This window comes from Streptomyces sp. NPDC006134, assembly GCF_040628835.1.
In the GTDB taxonomy this organism is placed as follows: domain Bacteria; phylum Actinomycetota; class Actinomycetes; order Streptomycetales; family Streptomycetaceae; genus Streptomyces.
The window spans coordinates 1-19,644 of the sequence record NZ_JBEXTV010000070.1 but is presented as its reverse complement, the minus strand read 5'-3'; the positions used below and the strand labels follow the sequence as shown (position 1 = coordinate 19,644).

Genomic DNA, 19,644 nt, shown 5'->3' with positions numbered 1-19,644 from the left:
CGGGGTCGTGCGGAACTCGGCCGGTGCGGGCGGACCGCCACGGCACGGGCCCGGCCGGCGGGGCCCGCCGTCCGCGACGGCTGCCGGGGGGCGCCTCGAAGGGCTCTCGGGCTCAGGCGGCGTACAGGTTGAAGGTGGAGCCGCGGCGCGGTCCGCAGACCACGTCGAGGGCCGGGTCGACGGTGAGCATCGCCTGGTGCAGGCGCTGAAGCTGGGGCGAGGGCTCGACGCCGAGCTCCTCGACGAGCCTCAGGCGCAGCCTGCGGTAGACGTCGAGGGCGGTGGCCTGGCGCCCCGAGCGGTACAGGGCCACCATCGCCTGCGAGTGCAGCCCCTCGTGCTGGGGGTGGCGGGCGATCAGGTCGGTGAGTTCCGCGATGAGCTCGGTGTGCCGGCCGAGCCGCAGGTCGGCGTCGATCCGGCGCTCGACGGTGACGAGGCGGCTCTCCTCCAGGCGCAGCACCTCGATCTCCAGGATCGGCCCCGTGCTCACGTCCACCAGGGCGGTGCCCTCCCACACCGCGAGCGCGTCGCGGAACCGCGCGGCGGCCCGCTCGTCGTCGCCCTCCTCGAACGACGCCTGCCCCGCGGCGACGAGCTGCTCGTACCGGTGCACGTCGACGCACTCGGGGGGCACCTGCAGCAGATAGCCGCCGTGCCGGGTGGCGAGGACATCCTTGGCGCTGCCGGGCGTGTCGGGACCCATCGCGGTACCGAGGCGCCGGCGGAGCTGCAGGATGTACGTCTGCAGCGTGGTCATGGCGCTCTGGGGCATGTTGCTGCCCCAGATCTCCTCCATCAGCGTGGGCACGGGCACGACCCGGCCCGGATAGAACGACAACAGCGCGAGGACCTGCCTCGGCTTGCCGGCGGTCGGAACGATGGACACCCCGTTGACGTCGGCGCTCAACGGGCCCAGAACCTGGATCTGCACGGCTTCCTCCCATACCCGGTCGAGTCCGCGGTGGTTCGAAACCACCGGCGCGTCGCACGGTAGCCGCGTTCTCCCGACCGCCCCTGTTATCTCCACCGCTGCTCGAGTGCCGTTCCAAGCCGGTCGGCTGTCCGCGCGGAGGCACGCCCGGCGGGTCGGCGGGCCGCTGTGGGGGTCCTCGTCAGGCGGTGCTCGACGGTGGCGAAGACCTCCTCGGCGCGGTCGACGAGGAAGAAGTGGCCGCCGGGCAGTACGTTCAGCTCGAAGCCGCCGAGCGTGTGCTGCCGCCAGGCGCCGACCTGGCCGACGGGCGCCTTGGGGTCGGCGTCGCCGGTGAAGGCGGTGACCGGGCAGTCCAGGGCGGGGCCCGGACGGTGGCGGTAGCGGCGCACCGCCGCGTAGTCGGCGCGCAGGGCGGGCAGGATCATCTCCCGCATCTCGGGGTCGTCGAGGAGCGCGTCGCCGGTGCCCTGCAACGACCGTATGTCCTCGATGACCTCGTCGTCGGTACGCGGCTGCAGGTCGCCGTGGCGGTCGAGAGCGGGTGCCCGGCGGCCGGAGACGAACAGCTCCGCGGGACCGCGGCCCGCCGCCTGGAGGCGGCGGGCGGCCTCGAAGCCGACCATGGCGCCCATGCTGTGCCCGAACAGCGCGTACGGCCCGTCGAGCGTCGCGAGGATCTCCTCCGCCACGGCGTCGGCGAGCTGCTCGACGTCCGTCGCGGCCGGCTCGTGGCGCCGGTCCTGCCGCCCCGGGTACTGCACGGCCAGGACCTCGACGCGCGGTGCGAGGGCCTTGGCCACCGGAAGGTAGAAGCTGGCCGCTCCGCCCGCGTGGGGCAGGCACACCAGGCGCACGGGGGCCTGGGGAGCGGGCCGGTAGTTCCGGAACCAGGGGGATGGGCCACGGGTGCCGCTCATGGATTCTCCTAGCCGATCGCGAGCGCGTCCGCGTCCACCTTGCAGGCCCGCCGGGCGGCGGGCCCTCCCCTGACCGCCCCTGCCCGCCCCCCTATTCGGCGGCTGCGACCAGGTCCGCGAGGCCCGCGCGGGACGTCACGCGCAACTTGCGGTAGACGCGCGTCAGATGCTGTTCGACGGTGCTGGGCGTGACGTACAGCCGGGCCGCGATGGCCCGGTTGGTGCAGCCGCGCGCGGCGAGCACCGCGACGCGCCGCTCCGCCGTGCTGAGCCGTGCGATCGGGTCGCCGTCGTCCGCGCCGCCCGCCCGCAGGGCCGCGGCCGCCCACGGCTGCCAGTCGAGTCCGCCCGCGGGCGCGAGCCCCCAGGCGTCGAGGAGGTCACGGCAGGCGTGGAAGTCGCCCAGCGCGGCGCGCGGCCTGCCCGTAGCCAGCAGATGACGGCCCCGGGCCACCAGGTAGTGGGGTCCGGCCCGGCTCGTGAACAACGCCTCGGGCACCGGCTGTGCCAGGTACCGGGCCGCCTCGTCGGGTCGGCCGCGCGCGGTCGCCGCGGTGACGGCGGCAGCCAGCGGCATCCCGACGGCCACGCCCCACGCGCGCGGCGTCACCAGCGTCAGCGCCCGGCGGGCGTGCCGCGCCGCGTCGTCGTACGCGCCCGTGCGGGCCCGGACGACGGCGGCGACGGCCGCCGGCGCGGCCCGGCGGACCGGAGTGGTACCCGGCTCCCCGGTGTGCCGTGTCAGTTCGCTCCACCGGCCGGTCCGCGGTGTCTCCCCCGCGTGCAGCACCGTGCACAGGACGGCGGCGGCACCGGGCGCGGGCGCGTGGGCGTGGACGAGCGCCTCCAGGACGCGTTCGGTCCGCTCCGCCACGCGGTCGTCCGCCGCGTCCGCCGTGCCGGGACGACGGGCACCAGCCGCGGGTGGCCGAGCAGTTCGGCGAGCGGCGGCGTGTGCGGCGGCCACCTCGCGTCGGCCAGGGCCAGCAGGATACCGGCCGACGCGAGGCGGCCGCACAGATACAGCAGACAGCGTGCGGACGCCTCGTCGGTGTGCTGCGCGTCGTCCACCAGGACCACGACGGGGCGCCCGGCCGCGAGGTCGCGCAGGGGCGCGTGCAGCGCGGCCGGGTCGTCGGGTGCGGCCTCGGCCCCGCCGCCCGGAACGGCGCTGAGGAGCTGCCCGGCCACGCCGAGCGGCAGCCGGGCCTCCGCCGGGCAGGCGCGGGCGGTCAGCACCAGGGCGCCCCTGTCGCCGGCCCGCCGCGCGAGGGCGTCGAGGAGAGCGCTCTTGCCGGTGCCCGAACCGCCCGTGACGCGCACGCCGCGCGCCTCGCCGCGCACGACGTCGTCCAGCAGCCGCTCCAGCAGGGCGATCTGCTGCTCCCGCCGTACCAGGTCCACCCGCCGCTCCCCCTGTCGTCCCGGCCGTCCGGACGGCTCCCTCGTCCCTCCGGGCAGGACCGGATCCTAGGCCGGGGCTCCCGCCGGCTGCGGCAGGGGCAGCCGGCGCGGTGCCTGCCGGTTCCAGGGGAAGCCGTGGTGCAGGTCCAGTACGGGCTCCTCGTCGGGGCCCGTCATGACGGCGAGGGCGACGAGCACGCCGGGTTCGGGCTCCAGCTCCGCGAAGCGCCACCGCCTCGGGGGTTCGTCGTCGGGCGGCCGGAAGGCGAGCACGCCCCGGTCCTGCGCGAGCGTGAACGCGAAGGAGTCGAAGGAGAGCCCGAGGCCGAGGCCGCGCGCCTTGGCGTACGCCTCCTTCAGCGTCCACAGCCGCAGGACCCTGCGGTCGCGGGCCCGGCCCGCAGCGGCCTCGGCCACCCAGGCGCTCTCCTCGGGGGCGAAGCTCTCCACGATGGCGTCGAAGCCCCGGTCGCCGCGGTCGAGCCGTTCCACGTCGACGCCGATGCGATGGCGGCGCACCACGCCGAGCAGGTTGTACCCGCCCGCGTGCGACAGGTTGAAGTCCAGCTCCCGGCCGCCGCGCGGCAGCCCTTCCACGGGCTTGTGCAGGAACGGCCTGCCCCGTGCGGAGCGCCAGAGCACGGCCTCCGCCTCGGGGATGCCGCTCTCCAGGGCCAGGACCCGGCGGACGAGCGCGTGCGCGACCAGGTACTGGCGCCGGTCGCGGTCGAACAGGAAGCGCCCGGCGGTCTCCTGTTCGTGCTCGTCCAGCCAGTGCTCCGCGAGTACGGCGGCGATGCCCGGGGCGAGCGCGTCGTTGGGGCAGAACCACAGCTTGACGGGCGCCGCGGTGTGCGTCACCCGCTCGGGCCGGTCCACCGGTGCGGGAGACGTCATGGGGCCGGCTCTCTCCCGCGGCCGGGGACGCCGCCCTCGCATCGGACGGGTACGTCGTGCTGGTCCATGTCCGTCCGCCGTCTCAGTCCCGGCGGGGCAGCAGGGTGAGGGCCTGGTCGACGGTGACCCGGCCGTCGCGCACCGCGTCGAGCAGCTCCTCCAGCGGCATCGGCTCGGCCGCCAGGGTGCGGGCCACGGCGGCCGGATCGGGTCCCACGGGGAGCTGCGCGGCGATGTGGGAGGCCAGCGCCGTGAGGTCCGGGTGGTCGTACAGCACGGTGGAGCGCTCGTGCAGCCCGTACACGAGGTTGACGACGGAGACGAACTCCGCGGCCAGTCCGGTGTCCACGCCGAGGGCGGAGAAGGGTGCGGCGGTGTCGATGTCCCACGGGTCGCAGCACAGGATGCGGGCGAGCTCCTCGCGCAGGACGTCGAGCACGGGCGGTGCGGGCACGGAGGCGGGGGGCGCGGGCTCGGGGGCGGGCGTCGCGGACGCGGTGGCGGGCATCGCGGCCGCGGGCGGCGCCGGCGCCGTGGCCGCGGGGGCCGGCGCGGACGTCGCGCAGGCCGGTGCCGCCGTCTCGCGCGCCACGTACCGGGCGAAGTCCAGCGGTGTGGGGTGGTCGATGAGCGCGGCGGGCCTGATCGCGGTGCCGTAGTACGCGTTGACGGTGGCCACGTACTCCACGGAGAGCAGCGAGTCGACCCCGCACGTGCGGAACGTCTGCCCGGGGTCGATCTTCTCCGGCTGGAGACGCAGCACGTCGGCGAGCATGCGCACGATCCGGGCGAGCACGTCGTCGTCGAGGGCGGCGGGGGCCGCCGTGAGGGCGGTCTGTCGTTCACGGGGCATGGCGGGGCTCCAATGTCCTGAGTGTGGTGAGGGTGGTGCTCTCGTCGGACGCGCCGTACGGATGCGGCCCCCGCGCGGGGGCCGCGCGGGTCACGCGACCGGGGCCCGGTCGTCGAGCGGGTCGGGCGCGTGGGTGCGGTACCGGACCGCCTCCTCCGGCTCCACGAGCACGGTGAGGAGCAGGTCCCACGACGCGGCGAGCCGCGGGGCGAGTTCCTCGGACGGCAGCGCCTTGGCCACGGCGGCGAGCCCGCACACCATCGCCCACAGCAGCGTCGCCGCCCCCTCGCCCCGGCCGGCGGCCCGCAGTTCGCCCGCCTCACCGGCCCGCCGGAGCAGCCGCAGCACCTCGCGGTTCCAGACCCGGTGGAAGTCGGTGACCGGGGGTTCCCGGTCGGCGCACTCGTGAGCGATCCGCAGTCCGGCGCCGATCACCGGATCCTCGCGCAGCGCGCGGGACAGCCAGTGCGTCATGTCGATGAGTGCCTGCAGCGGAGGGGCGCCGGACTCCTCCTTCCGCCGCAGGAAGCCGACGAGCCGCGCGCTGCCTTCCTGCTGGACCGCGTCGGCGAGCACGTCCTTGGACGCGAAGTGGAAGTACAGCGCTCCTTTCGTCACGCCCGTGACCGCCGCGATCCGCCCGAGTGTGGCGCTGGCGTATCCGTGCTCGTTGAACAGGCGCGCGCTCGCCTGGATCAGATTGCGCCGTGTCCGTTCCGACCTGGCCTGCATCGCCGTTCACCTCCCCCGGTCCTCAGGCCCCGGGAATCCCGGGTGCGGCCGTCAGCCCACACGGGTCAGCCGCTCGCCGTCGGCGGCGGCCGTCTGCGCGGTGCCGGGGTCCGGGTGGGCCATCAGGATCGACCGCTGGAGCCGGCGCAGGCCGGCGGAGGGCTCGAGTCCCAGTTCCCGTACGAGAGTCGTCCGCAGACGCTGGTACACGTCGAGCGCCTCGCTGCGGCGCCCCGAGCGGTGCAGCGCCAGCATGAACTGGGCGTGCAGGTTCTCGTGCGTGCGGTAGCGGCTGACCAGGACGGTCAGTTCGCCGAGCAGTTCCCGGTGCCGGCCGAGCCGGAGATCGGCCTCGATGCGCTGGTCGAGCGCGCACAGCCGGGTCTCCTCCAGGCGCCTGATCTGCATCTCGAGCTGCGGCCCCGCCTGCACGTCGGCGAGTGCGGAGCCGGTCCACAGCGCGAGGGCCTCGCCCAGCTCGCCGGCCGCGCGCGGGAAGTCGCCCGCGTCCATGGCCCGGTAGCCGAGCCCGGAGAGCCGTTCGAACTCGCGGACGTCGCTGGTGCCGCCGAAGGTGTGGAGCGCATAGCCGCCCGGAGCGGTGGCGAGCACGTCCTTGGGCGTACGCGGCGGGTCGCCCTCCGGATCCTTCTCGAGGGCCTTGGTGATCATCTCCCGGAGCTGCAGTATGTAGGTCTGCAGGGTGGTCCGCGCGCTGCGCGGCGGGCGGTCGCCCCAGAGCTCCTCGATGAGCGAGGCGATGGGCACGACCTGATCGGCGTGCAGCGCCAGCAGGGCCAGCACCTGTCGCGGCTTCGGCGCCCGGGGCGTCACCGAGACATCGTTCTCCCTGACGGCCAACGTACCCAGTACTTCGATGTCCACGCCGTTTCCCCTCTTCGTGCCTGAGTCATCCGTCGTCCGGGGCCGCACCCCGAGCCAAGTCTCGGTGAGTCGAGTTAAAAACAGGCCGGACGGTTTGTCAATACCAAACCAACCGTGCTGTTTCGTAAGCCCTTTTCTTTACCCGAGGTCCCGCATGCACGAAATCACCGAACCTTATTCTTCTCAAAAGAGGCATATACCCAACGCACACAGGGGAGTCGGTACGTCGCTGAACCCAAAGCCGCGCTGAAAACATTCCGTGCGGTCTGTTCATTCTGTCGTCGGCACGGCACAGCCGATCAGGCGCGAAACGATCCGCACTCGAGTTCCTCACAAGTCCGGCTCGCTGGGATGACCGGGGTGCGAGCATCCGGACTCCGTCCCGGAGCTCGACGAGCTGCCGGACCTGCGGGTGCAGTTCGCCCAGGGCCCCAACCACACCCTGGACGACGGCAGCGAGGTACCCGGCCTCCAGGTCGACGACCCGTACGGGACGAAGACCCTCGACCTGGACCGGGGCTCGACGCACGGGCCGGTCACCGCCGCCGTACGCCGGCTGCGGGCGGCCGGGGAGTCCGTCGCGCAGGCCCGTCTGCGGCGCACCGTCAACCTCGAGATCCTGCTCTTCGACAACCGGATCTACGGCCTGGCCAAGGGCCAGTACTCGCCGACGTCCGAGGTCGGGAAGATCACCAAGTCGACGCCGACGGGATCGCCGGACGCGCCGTTCAACCCGGTGTCGCCGGCGATCGGGGCCGAGGCCTCCTTCGTGGCGCGCACCGTGGACTCCGACCGCAAGCACCTGACCGAGGTGCTGCGGCAGGCCGCCGCCCACCCGGGCACGGCCCTGGTGGAGATCCACCAGGGCTGCAACATCTTCAGCGACGGCACGTTCGACGCCCTCAAGGACAAGCAGCGGGCCGAGGAAGCGGTGATCCGGCTGGAGCACGGGCAGCCGATCCGCTCCGGCGCCGGGGGTTCGCAGGGTGTCGTACGGGACCCGGCCACCGGCGACCTGAAGGTGGTCGCGGTCACCGCGGAGAACGAGGCGGACATCCTGGTCCACGACGCCCGCGTCACCTCGCCCACCACGGCCTTCGCGCTGCCCCGGCTCGCCGACCCGGACACCCTGCACCACACCCCGATCGGCGTCTTCCGCTCCGTCGAGCGGCCCGTCTACCACACGCGGACGGCCGGCCAGCTCGACGCCGCGACCGAGCGGAACGGCAAGGGCGGCCTCGCCGCCCTCCCCGCCGGCAACGGCACCCGGACCGTCCCCGCCCCGTCCGACCTCCGAGGAGCCACCTCATGACGTACGTGATCGCGCAGCCCTGCGTCGACATCAAGGACAGGGCCTGCATCGAGGAGTGCCCCGTGGACTGCATCTACGAGGGCCCGCGGATGCTGTACATCCACCCGGACGAATGCGTCGGCTGCGGCGCCTGCGAGCCGGTCTGTCCCGTCGAGGCGGTCTTCCACGAGGACGACCTGCCGCAGGAACGGGCCGTGTTCGGGCCCGCCGCGGCCGAGGTCTTCGAGGAGGCCGGCTCTCCGGGCGGCGCGACCGCGTCGGGGCCGCTGGGCAGCGACCACCCCGTGGTCGGCGGCAGCTCCCCCGTCTCCGCCTGACCCCGCCTGTGCGGCGGTACGGGCCCGGTGCCCGTACCGCCGCACAGGCGTGTCCGTCAGCTCTCGCCGGGCCGCCGGGCCGCCTCCGCCAGCCGGCGCGCCAGGGCGCCCACCGCCTGGTCGGTGCCGGTGTCGGCCGTCAGCACGACCGTCGCGGGGCGGCACCCGTCCGCCGCGAGGAGGCGGGCCGTCTCGTAGGCGGCGGCGCCCCCGCCCGAGAAGGCGACGAGCAGCAGCCGCTGCCCCCCGTCGGCCAGCAGGCGCAGCACCCCGTGCCAGGCCCGGGGCCCCTGCGGTGCCGGCCTCAGCAGGATCACCGTCTCCGGCCCCACGTACTGCCGGGACAGCCGGGTGTACCAGGTCCGGGGGACGCCCGGCGAGGGCACCAGACAGATGACACCGCCCGTTCCCTCGCGCAGGGGCGTGAAGGGGGGCCGGGCGGCCGCCGTGACCGACAGCTCGTCGAGGAGTTCGGCGATGGGTGTCGTCTCGTCGGCCTCGTAGGGCAGTTCGCGCAGCAGGTCGGCGCAGTCGGCCAGCAGCCCGGTGCCGTCCGCGAGCCGGGCACGGTCGTGGATCACGGAGAGCACCAGGCCGCCGGCCTCGTCGCGGTGCGAGACGAGCGTGACCGGGAAGGCGTTCGCGGCGCCGGTGGTCTCGGGGAACTCCATACGGATGCCGTGGGCGGCGAACGACGGCTCCAGCCGTTGCAGCGGGTCCAGGCCGCTCTCGAAGACGAGCAGGCTCTCGGGGCTCCGCCCGCGCCCCGGGCGACCGTTCGACGCCGTGCCGGTCCAGCCGTGGATCTGGCCGGCCGAGACCCACTCGTACGACGACAGGTCGACGGCCTGGTCGCGCAGGGCGGCCAGCAGGTCGGGCACGGTGGCGGTGGGGTCGACCTCGACCGAGACGGGCAGCGGATTGCGCAGGGCGCCGGGCAGGCGCTCCACGCCCTCCAGCGGGATGCCCCGCCCGGAGACCGCGACGCTGAACCTCACCGGCATCGAGCCGTCCGCCCCGGCGGCCCGGTACAGCAGCAGCGCCCAGGCGGCCTGCAGTGCGCCGCTCTCCGTGGCACCCCACCGGGCGGCCCAGGCGTCGAGGCGGGCGGCCTCGGAGGAGGTGAGCCGCACCCGCGCCCGCCCGGTTCCCGTCCCCCGGGCGACGGGCGAGGCAGTGGCGTGGGCCGGCACCGACGCCGCGGTCTGGGGCAGGGGCGCGGTCCGCAGCCAGAAGTCACGGGCAGGGGTGAGGTCCTGGGCCTCGATCCAGTGCGCGTAGTCGCGTACGTCGGGACGCCGGTCGCCGCCCGGCAGCGTGCCGTCCGCCAGATAGGCGCGGCAGAACTCCGCCACGAGCAGGCGCACGCTCCAGGTGTCGAGCAGCGCCAGATGGTACGTGAGCAGCACCCGTGTGGTCTGCGGGTGCGCACGGTCGCCGGGCGGACCGTCGAGCAGCGTGATCCGCAGCGGTCCCGGGGAGCGCGGATCGAGCCCGCGCCGCCGGTCGCTCACGAAGGCACCGGGCCCGTCCGCACCCGTGTACGGCACCCGCACCACCTGCGGGACGACCCGGTCGTGCAGGGTGATCGCGGGGTCGGGGCCGTGGTCGAAGGAGGCCCGCAGGACGGCCTCCCGGTCGAAGACGGACTGCCATGCCGCCGTGAACCGGGCGATGTCCAGCGGCCCGTGCCAGACCCAGCTGAGCTGCTCGATCTGCCGTCCGGTCCCGGGGTGCGCGTCGGCGTCGGCCAGGAGTTCGCGCTGCAGCGGGCTGGCGGCGACGGTGCTCGTCGGGGCGGGCGACGCGCCGGTGCCCGCCGCCAGCTCGTCCAGGACGTCCTTCAAGGCGTCCACGAGCCGGCCGGCGGACTCCTCGCCGACGCCGTCGCGGGCGGCGGGCAGCCAGTCGAGCCCGATGCGCAGCCGGCCACCGCGTATGCGCGCGTCGACGTCCAGCGCGTAGGAGGCGGCGGTCCCGGCCGGCCGGGCGGACGGGCGGACGTGCGCGTCCGGGGTGAAACGCACCAGCACCGGCACGGGTTCGCGCAGCGCGAGCCGGAGCGCCGGATCGGGGGCGTGTTCACGGCACGCGCCGAACGCGCCGCGTCCCACGTCGCCGAGGCTCGCGGCGACGCGGTCGATGAACTGACGCGCGTTCTCGTCGGGCCCGCCGTCCAGCAGCACGGGCTCGGTCTCGACGAGCGGTCCGACCGTCCGGGCGAGCGCCGGGCCGCCCTGGCGTCCGTCGACGCACACGTCGAAGGAGGCGCGTTCGGTGCCGCGCCACCGGATCAGGGCCAGTCCCATGGCGCCGGTGAGCAGTTGGGCCGGGGTGAGGCCGAAGCGGCGGGGCACGGCACCGGTCAGCCGCCGGGTGGCCGCCCGGCCCAGGACGAAACCGGGGTGGCGGTGCGGGCCGGCATCCGGCAGCGGGGCGCGGGGCCGCAGTGCGCGGGTGGCGGCGCGGCCCTCGGCGACGACGCGCCAGCGGTCGGTCTCCCGGGGGTCGGTGGCCACCGCGGGCAGCGCGGCGGCCCAGTCCGTGTACCGCACGTCCTCGGCCGCGAGTTCCTCCTGGGGCCGGGCCAGCGCGGCCCGCAGGTCGGCCACGAGGATGTCCAGCGAGACCTCGTCGGCGACGAGTTCGTGGGCCACCAGGACGAGCCTGCGCCGCCTGCGCAGCAGCAGGGCGCACAGCGTGGTGCCGGTGGCGGGGTCCAGGCGGCGGGCCGCGGCGGCGACGGCCTCCTGTTCGCGGGCCCGCGGGACGTCGGAGAGGTCCGCGCACTCGGCCGCGTACACGAGCGGCGCCGCGTGCATGCCGCCGCCCGCCGCGGTGTCGATCCTGGCGCCGAGCAGCGGGTGGGCCCTGGCCAGGGCCCGCAGGACACCGTCCACCGCGGCCGGGTCGAACGGCTCGGCCGCGTTCAGCGCCCGGGAGAAGTGGCGGCCCGGGGTGTCCTCGGCCCGCCGGACCAGGTCGAGCTGGGCCGGTGCGAGCGGGACGGCCGGCCCGTCGCGGGCGGTGAGCAGGTCCGCGACGAGGCCGGCCGGGAAGGCGGCGGGGCTCTCGTGCGGGTCGCCGGGGGACTCGGGGGCCGCCTCCGGCTCGATGTGCAGCATGTGGTGGTCGGGCCCGAGCCGTTGCAGTGTGTGGCGCCAGGGCCGGCCGCCGGGGGTCCGCCCGGCGGCGTGGTCGAGGGCCGCCGCCACGCGGCCGGCGGCCAGCGGGCCCCGGACCTCCAGAACGGGCGGGACGTGGTGGGGCGACCGACCGGGGCCGACGACCACGGTCATCGACGTGTCGGTGCGGCGTTCGGCGGTGGCACGGCCATCGGTCATCGGCATCTCGGGGCGCGGCCCCTCCCCCTCTCACGCAGCGAAAGTCTCACGCGGCGAGCGCAACGCGTTCGCCCTGACCGGCACCGTAGCGGTGCGCGCGCGATGCGGCCGTTTCCTCCAGCGCCGTTGGAGCGCTCCCCCAGCGGCTCTCGGCCGGACGGCCCGGCGCTGCGCCGTACGACGGGGGTGGGCGGGGCGGTCGTGCGTCCACGGGGTCGTCCCGCGAGCGGGACGACCCCGTGGGAGAAATGGCATCGGCGTTCCGGCGAGCACGCGGCACTCGTCGGTGCGGCCTCGGTCCCGTGACCGATCGCCGGCCGGGGGCGGGTGGGCGAAGATCTGTCCGGCCGCGAAGCCCCGGGCCAGGTATCGCCGCCCGTCCTCCTTCGGGGGGTGGGGAGGACGGGCCGCAGGGCGGTTGTGCCGCCGTGCACCACAGTGGCGGCACGTTCTCGAGGAGCACCTGAGTCCCGGTGCAGCCGACACGGGACCCGGCCCGCGGGCGACGGACGGCCGGACCGCGACCGCCGTACGTGGTCCGGCCGGTGACGGCTCATGGCCCTGCGCTTCCGCGGCGCGGGTCCCGCTGCGCCGCGGGCCGGGCGGAGACCAGGTCCCGCTCCGTGGCGATGCCGGGCAGCAGCAGCTCCCAGAACCCGGCGATCCGCCGCTCGGCGAGCCACCGCGGATCGTCCCCGGCGAGCACCTCGAAGCCCACGGTCACCGCCACGATCGCGGCCGCGGCGTCGTCCTGCGACACGCCGGGGGCCAGGTGGCCCTCCGCCTCGGCGCGGCGCAGCGTCTCCTTCACCCACTCGTGCCAGGTGCGCAGCAGACGGGCCTCGCCGCCCAGGACCCGTTCGAGGCCGAGGTCGAAACCGGCCCGGACGACGATGTCGTCCAGGAGGCTGCCCGCCAGCCCGTGCGTCGCGTCGACGAGTGCCTGCAGCGCGCTCGTCCCGGCACGGCCCTCGGGCCGGACGAGCCCGCTGACCGCTTCGGCGGCCGCGTCCTCGACCGCCCGGGCGAGCGCCTTCTTGTTCTCGAAGTGGAAGTGCAGCGCCCCGTTGCTGACACCGGCCCGCTTGCTGATCGTCGTGAGCGACGACGGTGCGTACCCCTCTTCCGCAAACACCGTGGCCGCGGCTTGGACCAACAACTTGCGCGTGCGCACCGCACGCTCCTGCTTGACCATTCAACTTCTCCTGTGGCCGCCGACGGCAGGCGGCTTCGACCGCTGTGGTGGTGCGTGGGGGGAGGTGTGGGGTGGGGGTGTGGGGCTCACTGGGGCGGGTTGCCGTGCTTGCGGGACGGCAGGTCGGCGTGCTTGCTCTGCAGCATCGCCAGGGAACGGATCAGCACCTCGCGGGTGGCGGCGGGGTCGATCACATCGTCCACCAGGCCGCGCTCGGCCGCATAGTACGGGTGCATCAGCTCGGATTTGTACTCCTTGACCAGGCGCGCCCGCATGGCCTCGGGGTCGTCGGCCTCGGCGATCTGCCTTCGGAAGATCACGTTGGCGGCGCCCTCGGCACCCATCACGGCTATCTCGTTGGTCGGCCAGGCGTAAGTCAGGTCGGCGCCGATGGACTGCGAGTCCATCACGATGTACGCGCCGCCGTACGCCTTGCGCAGGATCAGCGAGATCCGCGGCATCGTTGCGTTGCAGTACGCGTACAGCAGCTTGGCACCGTGCCGGATGATGCCGCCGTGCTCCTGGCCGACACCGGGCAGGAAGCCCGGCACGTCGAGGAGCGTCACGACCGGGATGTTGAAGGCGTCGCAGAACTGCACGAATCGCGCCGCTTTCTGCGAAGCCTCGATGTCCAGCACCCCCGCCAGGACGAGCGGCTGGTTCGCCACCATGCCGACCACCCGCCCGTCCATACGGGCCAGGGCGCAGATGACGTTGCGCGCCCACCACTCGTGGACCTCGAGGAACTCCCCGTCGTCGACGAGCTCCTCGATCACCTTCGCCATGTCGTACGGGCGGTTGCCGTCCGCCGGAACCAGGTCCAGCAGCGCCTCGCTGCGCCGGCCGGCCGGATCACCGCACGCCACCTGCGGCGCGGCCTCGCGGTTGTTCTGCGGCAGCAGCGACAGCAGGTAGCGCACCTCCGCGAGGCAGGTCCTCTCGTCGTCGTACGCGAAGTGGCACACACCGCTCGTCCCGGCGTGCACGTCCGCGCCGCCCAGGCCGTTCTGGGTGATCTCCTCGCCCGTCACCGCCTTGACCACGTCCGGGCCGGTGATGAACATCTGCGAGGTGTCGCGGACCATGAACACGAAGTCCGTGAGCGCCGGGGAGTACGCGGCGCCGCCCGCGCACGGGCCCAGCATCACCGAGATCTGCGGGATCACTCCGGACGCCTTGGTGTTGCGCTGGAAGATGCCGCCGTACCCGGCCAGCGCCGAGACGCCCTCCTGGATACGGGCGCCCGCGCCGTCGTTCAGCGACACCAGCGGCGCACCGGCCGCGATGGCCATGTCCATGATCTTGTGGATCTTCGTGGCGTGGGCCTCGCCCAGCGCCCCGCCGAAGATGCGGAAGTCATGGGCGTAGACGAAGACCGTCCGCCCCTCCACCGTGCCCCAGCCGGTGATCACACCGTCCGTGTACGGCTTCTTCGCCTCCAGCCCGAAGCCGGTCGCGCGGTGCCGGCGGAGCTGCTCGACCTCCTGGAAGGAACCCGGGTCCAGCAGCAGCTCGATCCGCTCCCGCGCGGTGAGCTTGCCCTTGGCGTGCTGCGCCGTGGTCGCCTTGTCGCTCGGGCCGCGCACGACCTCCTCACGCAGGGCGCGCAGCGCCGTCGTTCTCGCGCGCGCCTCGGTCGGCTCCACGCCGCCCGAAGAGGGATACGTCATCGCGACCCCTTCCTCTCGTCGCCGCGGATGCCGTACACCCTGATCACCCGTGTCAGCCTAACAAACCGCACGTGCGGTTTATGGATGGCGATACAAAAAGACCGCCCGGTCAGCCCGGTCAACCCGGTCAGCGCCAGCTCAGCGGGGCCCGGTAGGGGGCCTTCTCCTGGTCCCGCCAGCCGCGCGCCGCAGGGGGCCGGGGACCGGGGTCCTGCCGTTCCGCGCGCCGCGCGAGGAGCGACAACAGCGCGCACACCGCGGCCAGTTCCTCCTCGTCGGGCCCGCCCCGCTCCACACGGACCACGGCGTCGGTGCGCACCTGACGGCTCATGCGGCCTCCCTCTCCCCGGCTGCTCCCGGTGGTTTCCGCCCACGCTCCGCCGGGCCGCTCGAGGAACGCTCCAATGGGAGTCGAGGCACGCGTCCGCGGCGCATACGAAGAACTCCGCGTCCCGGACGGGGCGCGGAGCTCGGGTGACGCCTTGGACAGGGGCGGTGGTCTGCGGGCCGGCGGCTTCGGCGGCCCGGGCAGGCCCTAGAACGCCGGGGCGCCGAGCAGCACGGGCAGCGCCCCGTAACCGTTCATCAGGAACGTGTGCATGGGCTCCAGTTCGTGGGGGGCGCAGGCCAGGCGCACACCGGGGAAGCGCTCGAAGAGGGCGCGGAAGGCGGTGGTCGCCTCCACACCGGCGAGCGGGACGCCCATGCAGCGGTGGACGCCGTGCCCGAACCCGAAGGTGTCCCGGTCGGTGCGCGTGACGTCGAACTTCGCGGCGTCCTCCCCGTACCGCTCCGGGTCGAGGCCGGCCGCCGCGAACGAGACCAGGATCGGGTCGCCCTGCTCGATCAGGACACCGTCCAGGTCGATGTCCTCCACCGCGAAGCGCAGCGGCGAGTAGGCGCCGGGCGTGTGCATCCGCATCGTCTCGGCCGCCACGTCGTCCCAGCCGGCCCGGCCCTCCCGGACGTGCGCGAGCTGCTCGGGGTGGCTCAGGAGCTCGCCCACGGCGTTGGTGATCAGCGTGGCCGTGGTGTCCTGTCCTCCCGCGACCATCAGGTACAGGGTGCCCAGCAGCTCGGCCTCGGACAGGCGGTCGTCCTCGTCCCGCGCCTGGATCAGCGACGAGGTCAGGTCGTCGCCGGGCTCGGCGCGTTTGGCGGCCACGTGCGCGGCCAGCAGGCCGAAGGCCTCCCTCCGCGCCGCCTCCATCTCCTCCCCCGACACCGTCGTGCTGAAGACGGTGTGCAGGGCGGTGCACAGGGCCGCGGTCGCCTCTCCCTGCGGTATGCCGAACAGCTCGCAGATGACCCGCATGGGCAGCAGCTCGGCGAAGCGGGCACGCAGGTCGACGGGGACGTCGGCCGGCAGGGCGGCCAGATCGTCGAGGAGTTCGTCGGTGATCTCCTCGACGCGGGGCCGCATGGCCTGCGAGCGCCGTGCGGTGAACGCGCCGGCCACCAGGCGCCGCAGCCGCGCGTGCTCCTCCCCGTAGGCGAAGAGCATGTTCTCGTTCGCCACCCAGGGATACAGCGGCCATTCCTCGGTGATGCGGCCCTCCCGCAGGGCGGGCCAGTGCCGGCGTGCGTTCTTGGACACGCGCGGGTCGATCAGCAGGCGCTCGACGTAGCGCTGCTGCACCACGGCCCAGGCGGTCACCCCGCCCGGCAGCCCCACCTTGACCGCCGGTCCCCGAGTCCGCAGCATCGCGGCCTCACCGGCGAGGTCGCGCCCCATGGTGTCCAGCGCGTACGGGCAAGCGATAGCGTCCGTCATTCCCCACCCCTGAGTCGAGTTGCACTTGTGTCCGTGCGTGGTAACCGTGCTCGTCGTGCTCGTGCCCGCGGTGCCGCCCCGTGCCGTCAGCCGCTCGCGTCGACCGCCACCGCCGGCGTCCCGTCGCGGGCCGCGAGCGCCTCCTTGTAGACGCGCTCGGCCCGGTCGTGCGAGATGTCGAGGCGCACGAGCACCGCGGGCACTGCGATGCTCGCCATGAGATGGGCCTGCATCGTCGTCACACGCGCCGTCAGGTCCGCATAGTTCGTCATGATCTTGGACAACATCTGGACGCCGGTGAAACAGCCCACGAACAGCTGCGCCGCGGCGCCGATGTCCACGTCCGGCAGGAGCTCACCGTTCCGCTGCGCCCGGCCGAGGAAGGCGACGTTGCGCTCGATCCAGCCGCTCATCGGCACCCGCCGGTCGAGTCCGTCCAGGCGCGAGCCCTGGTCCACGGTGAGGCGGACACTGCCCCGCACCATCGCGTCGCCCGTGCTGAGCATGTGGGCGATCACCAGGGACTCGTCCAGGCCCTGCTGCAGCGCCAGTTCGCGCGGCGGGACCTCGGGGACGGCCGTGACCTGGTTGGCCAGCACCGCCTGGGCGAGCTCCTTCTTGGAGGCGAAGTGGAAGTACAGCGCCCCCTTGGTGACCCCGGCACGGCGCAGGATCTGGGAGATGGCCGCGGACTCGTAGCCCACCTCGTCGAACACCTCGGCCGCCGCGACGAGGATCGCGTCCCGCGTCCGCACAGCTCGTTCCTGCCTGGCCACCGCCACCTCCGCTGCCTTGCCGAACTCTCCCCGGCAACTAGAGACCGATCGGTACGCATCGTAGGGCCGTCACCCTCCGCACCCGTCGCCCGGCGGCCGGGCAGCCATAACGGCAGGTGGGACGTGCCATCCCTACGGAGCGCGACACACGGTCTCCCCGAGGTACGACCCGAGAATAAAACCAGTCAGACGGTTTTTCAATTGTTTCCGGGGCTCGCTCTACCGCTCCTGCCTGGTCACTCGGCCCCCATGAGCCCCTGATTCCCCGCCGCGCAGCTCGATTCCAGCGTCGAGGCCCCTTGAAAAGAAAACCGGTTGGTACGTATCTTGCGTATCGGCCTCACCACCTGGGGTTCCGTGACGACTGCGGGGGAAGACGCATGTCCTTGGTCACTTTGCACGATGTCCCGGCCGTTCCCACCGGCCTCCTCCAACCGCCCCGGACGGCGCTCTCCCCGGAAGTCGTGGAGCGCCGCACGTCCAGCGCACTGGCCCGGATCGGCACGCCCTCCGCGACCACTGAGGAACTGCGCCACCTGCTTCTCGACGGCAGCGACCGCGAGCGCGTGCACACACCCTGGCGCACGCTCGTCGCCGCGCCGGCGTACCGCCACCGCGACGGCCTCACCCCCACCGAGCGCGCCGCTCTCGCCTACGAGCGGCTACGCGAGGTCAACTCCCTCGTCGCCGACCCCGAAGGCCTGGCCCGCGACCCGCGGCTGCTGGCCTCGCTGCACGAGTGGGCCGCGATCGTGGACGGCGGCGGCGGCCTGTGCACCGTCGCCAGCATCCACTACAACCTGTTCCTCGGCAGCCTGCTCGACCACGAGGGCACCGAGGAGCGCGACCTGTCGGACTTCACGTCGATGCGTCGCACCGGAACGTTCCTCTGCACCGAGCTGGAGCACGGCAACGACGCCAGTGCCCTGGAGACCGTCGCCGAGTACGACCACGACAGCGGCGACTTCGTCCTGCACACGCCCACGGCGGGTGCGCAGAAGTTCATGCCGAACACCAGCCCCGTCGGCGGGCCCAAGACCGCGCTCGTCGCCGCGCGGCTCGTCGTCGACGGGCGCGACGAGGGGGTCTTCCTCTTCCTGACGCCCCTGAGCGACGAGCGGGGCATGCTGCCCGGTGTCCACGTCCGCCCTCTGCCCTATCGTTCGGGCGCTCCCGTGGACCACTGCCTGACCCGCTTCGACCACGTCCGGCTGTCCCGGGAGGCGCTCCTGGAGGCGGAGCACGGGCGGCTCGACGAACGGGGCCGGCTCGACAGTGCGCTGGGCAACCGGCGCAAGCGGTTCCTGCACTCGATCGGCCGGGTGACCGCGGGCAAGCTGTGCATGAGCGGTGCCGCGGTCGGCGCGTCCCGCGCCGCGCTCGCCATTGCGGTGCGCTATGCGCAGCACCGCCACATCAGCGGGGCCAGGTCCGGCCAGCGGGTGCCGTTGCAGGCGCACCGCAGCCACCACGGCCGGCTGCTGAACTCTCTGGCCACGGTGTACGCCATGACGTTCGCGCACCGCGCCGCGGTCAACCGCTGGTGCGCGCACGATCCGGCGGAGCGCGAGGACGCGGAGCGCCAAGTGGCCGTCATGAAGGGCTGGATCACCTGGCAGGCGCGCGCCATCACGACCGAGTGCCGGGAGCGGTGCGGCGCGCAGGGGCTGTTCTCCGCCAACGGCCTCGCCGAGTTCCCCCAGTACACCGAGGGGACGATCACCGCCGAGGGCGACAACCTCGTCATCTGGCTGAAGGCGGCGAGCGAGATGCTGTTCCGGTCCCCCGCCGGGACCTCCGAGGGCAGTGATATCCCCCTGGCCGAGCGGTCGCTGACGGATCTGCGCTTCCTGCGCGGGCTGCTGGCCGATGCCGAGCAGGTGTGGCGGACCCGCGCGAGCGCGGCGCTGCGGCGCGGCCCGGCGGGCGATCCGCTGGGCCGCTGGAACGGGGCGTCGGAGGCGGCCCTCGAGATGGTCGGCGCGCATGCCGCGGGGCGGGCCGCGGACGCCTTCCTGGAGGCCGTCGAGCACGCCCTCGACCCGACGGCACGCGGCCTGCTGGAGCGGCTGTGCCGGCTCTTCCTGCTGCACCAGCTCGCCGGACGCACCGGCGACCTGCTGGCAGAGGGCAGGATGATCGCCCAGCACGTGTGCGCGCTGTCCGAGGAGACCGACACGGTCACGGCCGAACTCGCGCCGCACCTGTCGTCCCTCGTGGACGCGTTCGACCTGCCCGAGGAGTACCTGGACGCCCTGCCGATGCTGCACGGTGCCGCGCCCCTGGCGGCCGCCTGTTCCGACCGTGCGCCGGGTGCCTTCGCCACGGGCGTCGCCCACGGCGACGGCACCCGCTCGAGAGCGCGTTCGGCCGCTGCGAGACGGACCGGTCCGGACGTCTGCGAGCAGCCTTCGGCGACGGACACGTCTGTCATGTCCTGGATATGACGGCACTTCCGTCCCGCGCTCGGCGTCCTGCACAGGGCGCCGAGTCGCCTGTCCTCCCCGAGGGCCGCGGGGTGGGCCGGGAGCGACGGGGGGTGCCTCTATGTCCTTCGTCAAGCGAGTCGAGGGCTTCTCGGTTCGTAGAAGGTTCCGTCGCGGAGCATGGCGAACAGGACGCTGATGCGGT

At 73.8% G+C, this 19,644-nt stretch carries 16 protein-coding genes and 1 pseudogene; 3 read left to right on the top strand and 14 right to left on the bottom strand.

Features of this window, described 5'->3' with window-relative positions:
- Nucleotides 1-112: 112 nt before the first annotated feature.
- The 8 genes from ABZ340_RS31925 to ABZ340_RS31890 all read right to left on the bottom strand — a co-directional run bounded on the left by ABZ340_RS31925 (nt 113) and on the right by ABZ340_RS31890 (nt 6,625).
- A complete protein-coding gene (locus ABZ340_RS31925) occupies nt 113-934 on the bottom strand; it encodes an AfsR/SARP family transcriptional regulator (protein WP_358785360.1) in 822 nt (273 codons plus the stop codon).
- An 86-nt stretch (nt 935-1,020) separates the two neighbouring features.
- Nucleotides 1,021-1,854: an alpha/beta fold hydrolase gene (locus tag ABZ340_RS31920; RefSeq protein WP_358785359.1), complete on the bottom strand. Its 834-nt coding sequence runs from the start codon at nt 1,852-1,854 to the stop codon at nt 1,021-1,023.
- A 91-nt stretch (nt 1,855-1,945) separates the two neighbouring features.
- Entirely contained in the window at nt 1,946-2,431 is a 486-nt protein-coding gene (locus tag ABZ340_RS31915; RefSeq protein WP_358785377.1) for a helix-turn-helix transcriptional regulator, read from the bottom strand.
- A 164-nt stretch (nt 2,432-2,595) separates the two neighbouring features.
- Entirely contained in the window at nt 2,596-3,258 is a 663-nt protein-coding gene (locus ABZ340_RS31910) for an ATP-binding protein (RefSeq protein WP_358785358.1), read from the bottom strand.
- A 66-nt stretch (nt 3,259-3,324) separates the two neighbouring features.
- Nucleotides 3,325-4,155, bottom strand: coding sequence for a 4'-phosphopantetheinyl transferase superfamily protein (locus tag ABZ340_RS31905; RefSeq protein WP_358785357.1), 831 nt, complete (start codon nt 4,153-4,155; stop codon nt 3,325-3,327).
- 82 nt (nt 4,156-4,237) lie between these two features.
- Nucleotides 4,238-5,008, bottom strand: coding sequence for an acyl carrier protein (locus tag ABZ340_RS31900; RefSeq protein WP_358785356.1), 771 nt, complete (start codon nt 5,006-5,008; stop codon nt 4,238-4,240).
- Nucleotides 5,009-5,098: 90 nt separating this feature from the next.
- The gene (locus ABZ340_RS31895) at nt 5,099-5,740 is read right to left on the bottom strand and encodes a ScbR family autoregulator-binding transcription factor (RefSeq protein WP_358785355.1); all 642 of its coding nucleotides are present in this window, start codon (nt 5,738-5,740) and stop codon (nt 5,099-5,101) included.
- A gap of 51 nt (nt 5,741-5,791) precedes the next feature.
- On the bottom strand, nt 5,792-6,625 hold the full coding sequence (locus ABZ340_RS31890) for an AfsR/SARP family transcriptional regulator (RefSeq protein WP_358785354.1): 834 nt from the start codon (nt 6,623-6,625) through the stop codon (nt 5,792-5,794).
- A gap of 592 nt (nt 6,626-7,217) precedes the next feature.
- On the opposite strand from ABZ340_RS31890, the pseudogene ABZ340_RS31885 reads away from it, so the two are divergent.
- Both ABZ340_RS31885 and fdxA read left to right on the top strand, forming a co-directional pair.
- Nucleotides 7,218-7,937 (top strand): annotated as a pseudogene (locus ABZ340_RS31885) (thiamine pyrophosphate-dependent enzyme); the annotation flags it as partial.
- Nucleotides 7,934-8,254, top strand: a complete 321-nt coding sequence (gene fdxA, locus ABZ340_RS31880; RefSeq protein WP_358785353.1) for a ferredoxin — start codon at nt 7,934-7,936, stop codon at nt 8,252-8,254. The pseudogene ABZ340_RS31885 and the gene fdxA, both read left to right, overlap by 4 nt.
- Nucleotides 8,255-8,310: 56 nt before the next feature.
- Here the strand turns inward: fdxA and ABZ340_RS31875 are convergent, their stop codons facing one another.
- The 6 genes from ABZ340_RS31875 to ABZ340_RS31850 all read right to left on the bottom strand — a co-directional run bounded on the left by ABZ340_RS31875 (nt 8,311) and on the right by ABZ340_RS31850 (nt 17,013).
- The gene (locus tag ABZ340_RS31875; RefSeq protein ID WP_358785352.1) at nt 8,311-11,598 is read right to left on the bottom strand and encodes a condensation domain-containing protein; all 3,288 of its coding nucleotides are present in this window, start codon (nt 11,596-11,598) and stop codon (nt 8,311-8,313) included.
- Between the two features lie 553 nt (nt 11,599-12,151).
- Nucleotides 12,152-12,793, bottom strand: a complete 642-nt coding sequence (locus tag ABZ340_RS31870) for a ScbR family autoregulator-binding transcription factor (protein WP_358785351.1) — start codon at nt 12,791-12,793, stop codon at nt 12,152-12,154.
- Between the two features lie 86 nt (nt 12,794-12,879).
- Complete coding sequence (locus ABZ340_RS31865; protein WP_358785350.1) at nt 12,880-14,463, bottom strand: acyl-CoA carboxylase subunit beta; 1,584 nt, start codon at nt 14,461-14,463, stop codon at nt 12,880-12,882.
- Nucleotides 14,464-14,590: 127 nt separating this feature from the next.
- A complete protein-coding gene (locus tag ABZ340_RS31860; RefSeq protein ID WP_358785349.1) occupies nt 14,591-14,794 on the bottom strand; it encodes an acyl-CoA carboxylase subunit epsilon in 204 nt (67 codons plus the stop codon).
- Nucleotides 14,795-14,998: 204 nt separating this feature from the next.
- Entirely contained in the window at nt 14,999-16,237 is a 1,239-nt protein-coding gene (locus ABZ340_RS31855; protein ID WP_358785348.1) for a cytochrome P450, read from the bottom strand.
- 86 nt (nt 16,238-16,323) lie between these two features.
- The gene (locus ABZ340_RS31850) at nt 16,324-17,013 is read right to left on the bottom strand and encodes a ScbR family autoregulator-binding transcription factor (RefSeq protein WP_358785347.1); all 690 of its coding nucleotides are present in this window, start codon (nt 17,011-17,013) and stop codon (nt 16,324-16,326) included.
- A gap of 380 nt (nt 17,014-17,393) precedes the next feature.
- On the opposite strand from ABZ340_RS31850, the gene ABZ340_RS31845 reads away from it, so the two are divergent.
- The gene (locus ABZ340_RS31845) at nt 17,394-19,460 is read left to right on the top strand and encodes an acyl-CoA dehydrogenase (RefSeq protein WP_358785346.1); all 2,067 of its coding nucleotides are present in this window, start codon (nt 17,394-17,396) and stop codon (nt 19,458-19,460) included.
- Nucleotides 19,461-19,644 lie beyond the last annotated feature (184 nt).

Excerpts from the sequence above, each read along its gene's own strand:
- ABZ340_RS31920 (WP_358785359.1), bottom strand. The coding sequence starts at position 1,854 with ATGAGCGGCACCCGTGGCCCATCCCCCTGGTTCCGGAACTACCGGCCC.
- ABZ340_RS31915 (WP_358785377.1), bottom strand. The coding sequence starts at position 2,431 with ATGCCGCTGGCTGCCGCCGTCACCGCGGCGACCGCGCGCGGCCGACCC.
- ABZ340_RS31905 (WP_358785357.1), bottom strand. The coding sequence starts at position 4,155 with ATGACGTCTCCCGCACCGGTGGACCGGCCCGAGCGGGTGACGCACACC.
- ABZ340_RS31900 (WP_358785356.1), bottom strand. The coding sequence starts at position 5,008 with ATGCCCCGTGAACGACAGACCGCCCTCACGGCGGCCCCCGCCGCCCTC.
- ABZ340_RS31895 (WP_358785355.1), bottom strand. The coding sequence starts at position 5,740 with ATGCAGGCCAGGTCGGAACGGACACGGCGCAATCTGATCCAGGCGAGC.
- fdxA (WP_358785353.1), top strand. The coding sequence starts at position 7,934 with ATGACGTACGTGATCGCGCAGCCCTGCGTCGACATCAAGGACAGGGCC.
- ABZ340_RS31875 (WP_358785352.1), bottom strand. The coding sequence starts at position 11,598 with ATGACCGATGGCCGTGCCACCGCCGAACGCCGCACCGACACGTCGATG.
- ABZ340_RS31870 (WP_358785351.1), bottom strand. The coding sequence starts at position 12,793 with ATGGTCAAGCAGGAGCGTGCGGTGCGCACGCGCAAGTTGTTGGTCCAA.
- ABZ340_RS31865 (WP_358785350.1), bottom strand. The coding sequence starts at position 14,463 with ATGACGTATCCCTCTTCGGGCGGCGTGGAGCCGACCGAGGCGCGCGCG.
- ABZ340_RS31860 (WP_358785349.1), bottom strand. The coding sequence starts at position 14,794 with ATGAGCCGTCAGGTGCGCACCGACGCCGTGGTCCGTGTGGAGCGGGGC.
- ABZ340_RS31855 (WP_358785348.1), bottom strand. The coding sequence starts at position 16,237 with ATGACGGACGCTATCGCTTGCCCGTACGCGCTGGACACCATGGGGCGC.
- ABZ340_RS31845 (WP_358785346.1), top strand. The coding sequence starts at position 17,394 with ATGTCCTTGGTCACTTTGCACGATGTCCCGGCCGTTCCCACCGGCCTC.